This is a genomic window from uncultured Campylobacter sp., from assembly GCF_938045405.1.
Lineage (GTDB): Bacteria > Campylobacterota > Campylobacteria > Campylobacterales > Campylobacteraceae > Campylobacter_B.
On sequence record NZ_CALIMW010000204.1, the window covers coordinates 1 to 5,501 of the forward strand.

Sequence of the window (5,501 nt, forward strand, 5' to 3'; positions counted from 1 at the left end):
TTAGCGCCTTTGCTCGCAAACTCCGCCGCTTCGGCGCTCGAAAAGCTCTCATCTTGGAATTTTATCTCGCCGTCAAAATCCAGCAGCGAGGCGAAGTGGCGTATGCGCCTGCTCATCTCCTCCTCGCTCGCCCCGCCGCGCGGCACGCCAAGCACCAGCACGCTGGCGCCCTTTTTGCGCAGCAGTTCGCTTAGCTCGCGCGCGGCTTGGGTGCGGTTTTTGCGCAGGATCGGCTCGCACGGAAGCGGCGTCTTATCATCCGGTGCCGCCGCCACGCCGATACGTTTAAGCCCAAGATCGATCGCAACTATCAAATTTCATCCTTTACTTACATTAAATTTTATGGAATTTTACGTTTCGCCATTAAAATTATGCCACCAAAATTCCGCGATCGGAATTTCATAGCTAAATTTTATCGCAGAATTTAGCTGCGGAATTTATGAAATTTTATACGAAATTGACATAAATTACACTCGCTCGCGCCGCTTGCGAGCTATTAAATTTAGCGTGCCACGAGCTTCAAATTCCAAAATTTCGATCGCCGCGCCCGGCTCAGTACATCCTCACTGAGTCCGCGTGAGCTGCACGTAAGCGACACCCAAACTCACGGCGGGCATAAATCCTGCCGTGCAGGTGCCGGACGTTCAATCAACCCACCTCACGCAAAATCAAAATTTTAAAGCGGGTTCGCATTCACGCGACGGAGCAGATACAAGCCCCCCCACGCTTTATAGCTCATAAATTTTACTGCTACGATCAAAATTTTCCCTTGCGGCAAATTTAGCCTACCACACTCGCACTGAAATCCGCAGCCAAATTTACCCGCAAAAATTTAGCACGATAGGCAAACAAACATTTAAACGCTATTTCAGAAAATTTCATGCATTTTAACGCTTAAATTCCGCACCGCAAAGTATTTATAGATCGCGAGAAGCATTCACAAACCGATCATTACCGCAAGCGGAGGCAAGCGGCGCTGCACAAACAAACCGCGCGGATTTTTTAAGCTTAGGTGCTATTTGCGGAAGGTAAAATTTTACCGAGCCGCCTTTTTCTAAATTTAAACTCCGACCGCATAGACTACGCGCCGTGCAAACAAGCCGCACCGGCGGGTGGAGCCGATCAAACCGCGGCAAGCAAACGCCGCTCATCAGCTACTTTGCTACGATCTTTGCGCCTAAAATTTCGATCCTGCCTTCAAGCTCGTATTCGTAAATTTTATCGCCGAAGCGCTCGATCGCCGCTTGCAGATCGGAATTTAAAGCCAAAAATTCCATCACCTCATCCTGCGCGCGTTCGGTGCTTTGCGGCATCTGCGGAGCCAAAGACGCAACAAACTCGCCAAAATCCGCAATCAGCCGCGCCTGAGATTTTGCGAGCAGATCGTTCGTGCCCGCGCTCTCGTCTATGCGGTGCGGCAGCACGTACACGGGTACGCCCATCTCGCGAGCCAGGCGCGCGCTTTGCAGCGAGCCGCTACGAGGCTCGGCTTGAGCGACGATGAGCGCTTCGGACAGCGCCACGACGATGCGGTTGCGCTGCAAAAACTGAAATCCGCGCGCGCTCACGCCGTCCTCATACTCGCTAAGCGCGAGGCTACGCTCGTAAATTTTGCCGATCATAGCGGCGTTTTGCGCGGGATAAATTTGATCAAGGCCGTTTCCAAAAACCGCGATCGTATTTGGAAACGCCCCTTCGTGCGCGACTATATCGCAGCCGATCGCCGCGCCGCTTACGACGCAAAAGTCCGCATCGCTCAAAGCGCGCGCGAGTCGCAGGATCAAATTTTTGCTATAAACGCTCATCTTGCGCGAGCCCACGATCGAGATGCGGCGCTTTTGTAACATCGCCGGCTCGCCCCTAAAATACAGCCGCGCGGGCTCGCTTGCGCCGAGCCTTGCTAGGCTTGGAATTTTAAAACCAAGCTCACTCGTAGTACTCATAAATTTCGTCCAAATACACTAAATCGACCTCGCCTAGGATGTCGGCGCTGTTTGCAAGCGCGCGAAGAGTGGAGCTTTTGGGATGGCCGATAGCGATGGCGTAACCCTGCTTTTTAGCAAGCGCGACGGCTTCGCGCAGCTTTTTGCGCACCGCGGCGACGCTGTTTTGATTATCTAAAAACACATCGCGATGCACGTATCGCATACCGAGCCCATTCATCGCCGCCTTAGCCTTGGTAGCGGGGCTCGTGCGCGAGTCGATAAATAAAAATCCATGCTCGTTCATAGCGCGCAGTAGATTTTGCATCGCGCGTTCGTCGGCGGTAAATTTAGAACCGGTGTGGTTGTTTATAAATTTAGCATTTGGAAAGTCCGCGCGCAGCTTGGCTATGACGCCGCGCAGCTTCTCGTAATTATCCGAGGCTCGCAGCGTCGCGGAGTTATTTTTAGCAGAGCTCGCCTCCATCGGCAGGTGGATCGCGTAATGCTCAAAGCCGCGAGCGAGCGAGCGCGTGTCCTTGCGCTGATACTCGGGCGGGAAGATGGACGGCGTCACGCGCACGGGCAGCGCAGCGATCTTTTGCGCCTGCTCGTCGGTGCCTACGTCGTCGATGATGATCGCTAGCTTTGCGCGAGAGCCTGCAGGCAATGCTTTACGCGGCGATTTAGAAAGATCGTCCGTGCCGCTAGAAACGTGGCTTTGCGCGATAGAATTTATGGAATTTTCGGATGCGGAATTTACTGCCGTAAAATTTACGTCAGGTCCGCCGCTCGCCGAATTCACGGCAACGGAATTTGCGGAAGCCATAGAATTTTCGGAATTTTGAAAATTGCCGTTTGCGGAATTTTCTCCTGAGGGATTCTGCCGTGCAGGCTCGATGCTCATCTTCGGCGTAGTTACGTTTTGCTCGGCGATCTTATCAAGCTCCTTTTGAATCAGCGCTTCCTTCTGTGCAGCGCTTAAACGCGGCTTTTTACCGCGAGAATCGGAAGTGCTATCTGGGGCTTGTTTGCGCGAGCTTTGCTGCAACGCGGCCTTGTTGCCCGAAAATACGAGATCCAAAACCGCGTAGGTAACCGCACCACTTAAAAAGCATAAGATTACGACAAAGGCGATCGTTGCGTAGTTGATCGGGCGCTTTTTGCGGCGCCCGCGTGGATTTCTACTAGCCAAAGCTCAGCCGAAATCAGTTTTTATCTTTATTTACGAGCTTGCCCTTGGCGATCCAAGGCATCATCGCGCGAAGCTTATCGCCGGTTTTGCTAAGCAAGCTATTTGCCGTGATATTGCGCTCGGCGTTCATTCGCACGTAGCCCGCCTTGCGCTCAAGGATAAAGTCTTTTGCAAATTTACCGTTTTGGATCTCTTTTAGCACCTCTTTCATCGCCGCTTTGCTGCTTTCATTTACGACGCGGTTGCCGCTTACGTAATCGCCGTATTCTGCGGTGTTTGAGATCGAGTAGCGCATATCCGCCATACCGCCTTGATAGATGAGATCCACGATCAGCTTCATCTCGTGCTGGCACTCAAAATACGCCATCTCAGGCTCATATCCCGCCTCGACGAGAGTTTCAAAGCCCGCATTAATGAGCGCGCAAAGTCCGCCGCAAAGCACCGCCTGCTCGCCGAAAAGATCGGTCTCGGTCTCTGCTTTAAAAGTCGTTTCGATGATGCCGGTGCGGCCGCCGCCGATCGCGCTTGCGTAGCTTAGAGCGAGCTCTTTGGCTCTGCCGCTTTCGTTTTGCGAAACGGCGATCAGCATCGGTACGCCGCCGCCGCTTACAAACTCGTTGCGAACGGTGTGGCCCGGGGCTTTCGGAGCGATCATAATGCAATCGATGCCCTTTGGAGGGACGATCTGTCCGAAGTGGATATTAAAGCCGTGTGCGAACGCAATCGCGTTGCCCTCGCTTAAATTCGGCTCGATCTCCGCTTTAAAAATATCGCTCTGAAACTCATCGGGCGTTAGGATCATCACAAGATCCGCAGCCTTCGTAGCCTCGCCGACGCTCATTACTTTAAAGCCCTTTGCTTCGGCCTTACTCCAGCTCGCACCGCCTTTTTTCAGGCCCACGATGACCTCTACGCCGCTATCGCGCAAATTTTCGGCGTGAGCGTGCCCTTGCGAGCCAAAGCCGATCATAGCGACCTTTTTAGCCTTAATCAAACCCAAATCGCAATCTTTGTCGTAAAAAACGTTTATTGCCATAATGCATCCTTTTTTAAAAATTTAGGCGAGATTGTAGCTAAAATTTGCTTTTATGCAGATAAACCGCGCGCCGCAAGGGCGGATAAAGAAATTTTGAGCTATCATTGAGGCATAATTTAGCTTTAAAAGGAGCGAAAATGAAAGTGGGATTTATCGGCGGCGGAAATATGGGCGAGGCGATGATCGCGGCACTTTGCGCAGCCGGCGGACGAGATTGCGCGGCGAGCGGAGAAAATTTTACAGAGGATAAAGAAAATTGCACGGCGAGCGGAGAAAATTCCGCGCACGACGGGCAAAATTTTATGCCAGATACTCAAAGCTTTGCGGCTTGCGGGCGGAATTCCGCAAATTTAGAGCAGGATTTTGCTAGCCGCGAGCGTGATTCCGCCTGCGCGCAGTCCAGCTCCGATACGAAGCTTCAAGTCCTAGCTTATGCCAGAAGCAAAAACGAAGTCTTGCGCAAGCGCTACGGCGTGCAGATTTTGCAAGGCGAGACGCAGCTGGCGCATGCAGCGGATATTATCGTGCTCGCAACCAAGCCCGCCAGCTACGAGAGGATTTTGCGCCTGATCGCGCCTGAGCTTGCGGGCAAAATCCTGCTTCTTTTGGCGCCGAATTTCAAGCTAGAGCGCGCCCAAAATATCGTAGGTGCGGACGTTTTTATAGCCCGCGCGATGCCAAACGTCGCTGCGGGTATCGGCGCGTCGGCTACGGCGCTGTGCTACGGTGAGTATTTTGATGAGGCTAGTCGGGAGATCGTGCGAGCGCTAGCCGCCAAAATCGGTAAATTTTACGAGATATACGAGGCTGGCTTTGCCGCATTTACTGGGATCGCAGGGAGTCTGCCTGCGTATGTGTGCGCCTTTATCGAGGCGGCGGCGGACGCGGGCGTGCGAGGCGGACTGCCGCGGGCGCTGTGCTACGACGCGGTAGCGGCGGCGGTAGAGGGCACGGCGCGTCTGCTGCAAAGCGGCAGGCGCCCATCGGAGCTCAAAGACGCGGTTTGCTCGCCTGCAGGCACGACGATTGAGGGACTCGCGGCGCTGGAGGCTGCGGGGTTTCGCGCAGCGGTGATGGCGGCGATCGAGGCGTGCATCGTCAAAGCTCGCAGTTAGTCTCGTCGCACCTCGTCGGTTTCGGATTTCAAACACAGCGCATTTGCTGGCGCGCTAGTATCGAAATTCTGTGCGGGCACTCTAGCTAAATTTTGTCTTATCTTTAAATCAAACGAGCTTGCCGCTCCTGCAGCGGCGGAATTTACGAGCCTTATGGCTAGCGAGCCGCCAAGCCTGCATTGCATTTAAAATTTTAAAATTTAGAGATTTTAGAAATTTTAGTTCAAAATTTT

General features: G+C 53.1%; 6 protein-coding genes. 1 reads left to right on the forward strand and 5 read right to left on the reverse strand.

Going from position 1 to position 5,501, the window contains the following annotated elements; translation table 11 throughout:
* The 4 genes from ruvX to ilvC all read right to left on the reverse strand — a co-directional run.
* The coding region (ruvX, locus tag Q0140_RS08200; protein ID WP_297963621.1) for a Holliday junction resolvase RuvX at positions 1-314 on the reverse strand (314 nt) is incomplete at its 3' end.
* 840 nt (positions 315-1,154) lie between these two features.
* Complete coding sequence (locus Q0140_RS08205) at positions 1,155-1,943, reverse strand: DNA-processing protein DprA (protein WP_297963623.1); 789 nt, start codon at positions 1,941-1,943, stop codon at positions 1,155-1,157.
* A complete protein-coding gene (locus Q0140_RS08210; RefSeq protein WP_297963625.1) occupies positions 1,927-3,117 on the reverse strand; it encodes a divergent polysaccharide deacetylase family protein in 1,191 nt (396 codons plus the stop codon). The genes Q0140_RS08205 and Q0140_RS08210 overlap by 17 nt, the downstream gene beginning before the upstream one ends.
* 13 nt (positions 3,118-3,130) lie before the next feature.
* Positions 3,131-4,153: a ketol-acid reductoisomerase gene (ilvC, locus tag Q0140_RS08215; protein ID WP_297963627.1), complete on the reverse strand. Its 1,023-nt coding sequence runs from the start codon at positions 4,151-4,153 to the stop codon at positions 3,131-3,133.
* A gap of 137 nt (positions 4,154-4,290) precedes the next feature.
* On the opposite strand from ilvC, the gene proC reads away from it, so the two are divergent.
* Positions 4,291-5,268: a pyrroline-5-carboxylate reductase gene (gene proC / locus Q0140_RS08220; RefSeq protein WP_297963629.1), complete on the forward strand. Its 978-nt coding sequence runs from the start codon at positions 4,291-4,293 to the stop codon at positions 5,266-5,268.
* Here the strand turns inward: proC and Q0140_RS08225 are convergent.
* The gene (locus tag Q0140_RS08225) at positions 5,265-5,453 is read right to left on the reverse strand and encodes a hypothetical protein (RefSeq protein ID WP_297963631.1); all 189 of its coding nucleotides are present in this window, start codon (positions 5,451-5,453) and stop codon (positions 5,265-5,267) included. The genes proC and Q0140_RS08225 overlap by 4 nt on opposite strands.
* Positions 5,454-5,501 lie beyond the last annotated feature (48 nt).

Bases quoted from the DNA above. Each gene is read 5' to 3' on its own strand.
- Q0140_RS08225 (WP_297963631.1), bottom strand. From the start codon at position 5,453: ATGCAATGCAGGCTTGGCGGCTCGCTAGCCATAAGGCTCGTAAATTCC.
- Q0140_RS08205 (WP_297963623.1), bottom strand. From the start codon at position 1,943: ATGAGTACTACGAGTGAGCTTGGTTTTAAAATTCCAAGCCTAGCAAGG.
- proC (WP_297963629.1), top strand. From the start codon at position 4,291: ATGAAAGTGGGATTTATCGGCGGCGGAAATATGGGCGAGGCGATGATC.
- ilvC (WP_297963627.1), bottom strand. From the start codon at position 4,153: ATGGCAATAAACGTTTTTTACGACAAAGATTGCGATTTGGGTTTGATT.